Source organism: Streptomyces lonarensis, assembly GCF_012033735.1.
GTDB classification, from domain to species: Bacteria; Actinomycetota; Actinomycetes; order Streptomycetales; family Streptomycetaceae; genus Streptomyces; species Streptomyces lonarensis.
In genome coordinates this window covers 1-3,621 of the sequence record NZ_JAAVJD010000361.1, presented here as the reverse complement: position 1 = coordinate 3,621, position 3,621 = coordinate 1, and the positions used below count along the sequence as shown (strand labels likewise).

The window sequence follows — 3,621 nt, the reverse complement described above, 5'->3', positions numbered from 1 at the left end:
CCGCGCGGTCACGTTCCCCGGGGGGCGGCCGGGGCGGCCGGCGCGCAACGACCGGCGGGGCCGCCGGGCGGGCCGCGGGGCTGGGTGCGCGTCAGTTCGCGCGCGTGTCGGGTCGGTGAAGGGGCGTGGGCGGATGACCGAACTGTCGGTACCGGCCCGTATTCTCTGGAACCATGCCCGAAGACCACCGCTCGCCCACGGCCTACGTCCCCGCACAGGAGCCCGCCAACGCGCCCTGGCCACAGGGCTATCCGGAGGGCTACGCGGTGGTCGACGTCGAGACCACCGGCCTGTCGCGCGAGGACCGCATCGTCTCCGCCGCCGTATACCGCCTCAACTCCCGCGCGGAGGTGGAGGACCACTGGTACACGCTGGTCAACCCGCAGCGCGACCCGGGGCCGACCTGGATTCACGGCCTCACCTCGGAGACGCTGGCGGACGCACCGCTCTTCTCCGAGGTGGCCGAGGAGCTCGCGCGGCGGCTGGAGGGGCGGGTCCTGGTCGCCCACAACGCGGTCTTCGACTGGACGATGATCGCCCGCGAGTTCGCGCGCGCCGGGAGCGAGCCCCCGGTCCGGCAGCGGCTGTGCACCATCGCCCTCGCCAAGGAACTGGGGCTGCCGCTCCCCAACCACAAGCTGTCCTCGCTCATCGCCTACTTCGGGGTGCGGCAGGAACGCGCCCACCACGCGCTGGACGACGCGCGGGTTCTGGCCGAGGCGTTCGCGCCGAGTCTGCGCCGGGCGGCACGGCAGGGGGTGCGGCTGCCGCTGCTGATGTGCCGGCCGCTGACGGAGATGAGCGACGGCGCCCGCGGGAGCGGCGGCCGGGTGGGCGGCGCCGCGTCGCGCGCGGGCGCCGGGATGTGGCGGCAGGCGCGGCGGCTGCCGCCGAGCCCCTACCCCAACCCGGGCCGCTACCAGCCGGGCGGACAGCTGACGCAGGGGATGCGCGTCGCGTTCTCCGGCGACACCTCCGTCGACCGGGAACTGCTGGAGGACCAGGCGTGCGAGGCGGGTCTCCACGTCGCCACCAGCGTCTCCGGCCTCACCAGCCTGCTGGTGACCAACGACCCGGACGCGGTGACCGGCAAGCTGGCGCGGGCCCGGCGCCACGGCACCCCGGTGGTGGACGAGGCTGCCTTCACCCAGCTGCTGCGGGACGTCGCGCCGGCCGAGGGCGCGGCCGACGCCCCGGCGCCGGAGCGGTGAACGGCCTCCGGTACCGTCGGTAGCTGTGTTCCGTGTGCTGCTGTCCCGTCAATGGGTGATGCTGACCCTCGTGGCGCTGCTGCTGATCCCGGCCTTCATCTGGGCCGGCAACTGGCAGTACGACCGCCACGACCAGCGCGTCGCCCGCAACGAGCTCATCGGCGGCAGCCTGGCCGCGCCCCCGGTGCCGATGTCGGAGCTGTCCGCTCCCGGCGAGGCGCCCGACCCCGACGACCGCTTCCGGGGGGTGACCGCCACAGGGCGGTTCGACGCCTCGCAGGAGGTCGTGGCCCGGTCGCGGACCGGGAACCAGAAGGGCGTCCTCGGCTACTTCGTGCTGACCCCGCTGGTGCCCGACGAGGGCCCGGCGGTCCTCGTCAACCGGGGGTTCGTCCCCGCGGGGAACGACCCCACCCGGATGCCGGAGGTGCCGCCGGCGCCCGAGGGCGAGGTCACGGTCACCGGTCGGCTGATGGTGGACGAGACGACGGAGACGACCGGCATCCGGGACACCCAGGGGCTGCCCGAGGGCATGGTCATGCTGGTCAACAGCGAGCAGCGGGCCGAGGCGGCGGGGATGCCGTTCCTCAGCGGTCACATGGTGCTGACGGAGCTGGAGCCCGAGCTCCCGGACGGTGCCGAGGAGCCGGAGCGGCTCGCCGCCCCCGGGCACAGCGGCATCGGCGCGCACTTCGCGTACGCGCTGCAGTGGTGGCTCTTCGCCGCGATGGTCCCGGTCGGATGGTGGATTCTGTTGCGGCGCGAGCTGGCCGACGCCGCCGCCGGTGAGGGCGGCTCCGACCAGGGCCCCGCCGGGCCGGCCCCGGGGCGCGGCCCTGACACGCCGGCCGACAGCGGCCCGAGCGGTGGCGACGCGGCCGACGGCGGCCCGGACGCTCCGCGGGAGGGCGACGACACCGGTGAGCGCAACGACGCCGACGCCCCGGCGGTGGGGTCGCCCGGCGTACCGGCCGGCCGCTGACCCGGGCGGCCGCTCCCCCGCGCCGCTGCTCCCCCGTGCCCGTGTGGCCTACCGGGTGTCGGGACGGCTCAGGTGACGCGGTCGGCGGCGTGGCGCGTCGCACGCAGCCGGATCTCCGCGGGCAGCTCCGCGGCCCCCGCCGAGACGCGGGCGTTCTCCAGGGTGCGGTCCCGCAGAATGTGCACCACGTCGCGTGGCCGCGCCTGCGGGGCGATCAGCAGGCCCACCCGCGCGCCGGGGCCGCCCCGGCGGCCGACCAGGGTGAACCGGGCCCGTTCGACCCCGGGCAGCGACTCGGCCTCCGCCGTCAGCACGTCCTCCACGGCGCCGGCCCGCAGCCGGGCCGCCCCGCCGTCGCCGGTGTCCACGTCGAGCGTGCCGAGGCGTCGGCGGCGCAGCTGCGCGAGGAACCACCAGAGGGCGAGCAGCACCAGCACGGCGAGGGTGCCGATGACCACCGGCCACCACCAGCTCTCGCCCTGCCAGTGCAGTCGGTCGGCACGGCTGAGTACGGCGGAGTCCGGACCCCGCCAGGACCAGTCGGCGGGCAGCCCCACCCCGAGCCGTGAGGGCAGGTCGGCGGCCATGGCCAGCACGACGCCGCCGGCCCCGACGAGGGCCAGGCCGGCGAGGGTGAGGACGACCCTGTTGACGGTTCGCAGCATCTCCAGATCTTTCCGCCCCGTGCGGGGCGTCGTCGTGCGGCGGCGGCCGGAGCCGGCAGGGCGGTCGCGTCAGCTCGCGGGACGGCTGACCTGAACGGTGAGCGCGGGGCGGTGGGCGAGGTCCAGTTCGGCCAGGGCGTGGCGCATGGCGCCGTCCAGGTCCGCACGGACCTCGTCGAGGTCCCGGAAGTGCGCGCGGGCGGCGACCCGGACCCGGGAGCGTCCGACGCGGACCCGGACCGACATCACCCCGGCGACGTCCATCGCCCGGTCGCGCACCACCTGGGCGGCGGCGTTGCGCTCGATGCCCGGCCTGACCCGGGCATCGGTCCGGCGCATGGGCAGCACCCCGCGCAGGCCGGGGGTCAGGGCGGCGACGATCAGCGCGAGCCCCACGACCACGAGGGCGACGGCGATCGCGACGACCCAGGGGTCGTCGAGGGAGCGCGCGGCGAGCTGGTCGGCGAGTTCGGTGCGCCAGGCGGCGGCGGGCCGGTCGGCGCGGACCGCCGCGACGTCGTAGAGCAGCGGGCCGAGCGCGGCGAGCAGCAGCACGGCGAGCGCGGCGGCGGGCAGCCGTCGTGCGGACCAGAACCGCCGCGCCGGGTGCGACGGCTCGTCGGTGGTGTCGAGCGGCCGGCCGTCGTCGACGTGTGCCGGGCCGCCGGTCGCGGGGGCGGCGGGTTCGGTGCCTTCCTGCTGGTCGCCGCGCTCGGCGCCGTCGGCTTCGTCGCCGGCCGGTTCGCCGAGGGAGATCTACAGC

Annotated in this window: 4 protein-coding genes; 2 read left to right on the top strand and 2 right to left on the bottom strand. The window is 76.4% G+C overall.

The window, feature by feature from the left end; genetic code table 11:
• Positions 1–173 precede the first annotated feature (173 nt).
• Both HCN56_RS24430 and HCN56_RS24425 read left to right on the top strand, forming a co-directional pair.
• Complete coding sequence (locus HCN56_RS24430) at positions 174–1,211, top strand: DEDDh family exonuclease (RefSeq protein ID WP_167974651.1); 1,038 nt, start codon at positions 174–176, stop codon at positions 1,209–1,211.
• 25 nt (positions 1,212–1,236) lie between these two features.
• Complete coding sequence (locus tag HCN56_RS24425) at positions 1,237–2,193, top strand: SURF1 family cytochrome oxidase biogenesis protein (RefSeq protein ID WP_167974649.1); 957 nt, start codon at positions 1,237–1,239, stop codon at positions 2,191–2,193.
• Between the two features lie 68 nt (positions 2,194–2,261).
• Here the strand turns inward: HCN56_RS24425 and amaP are convergent, their stop codons facing one another.
• Together amaP and HCN56_RS24415 are read right to left on the bottom strand one after the other, a co-directional pair.
• On the bottom strand, positions 2,262–2,858 hold the full coding sequence (gene amaP, locus HCN56_RS24420) for an alkaline shock response membrane anchor protein AmaP (RefSeq protein WP_167974647.1): 597 nt from the start codon (positions 2,856–2,858) through the stop codon (positions 2,262–2,264).
• A gap of 69 nt (positions 2,859–2,927) precedes the next feature.
• Positions 2,928–3,413 (bottom strand): DUF6286 domain-containing protein, encoded by a 486-nt coding sequence (locus tag HCN56_RS24415; protein WP_209313145.1) that lies wholly within the window; start codon positions 3,411–3,413, stop codon positions 2,928–2,930.
• Between the last annotated feature and the right edge of the window lie 208 nt (positions 3,414–3,621).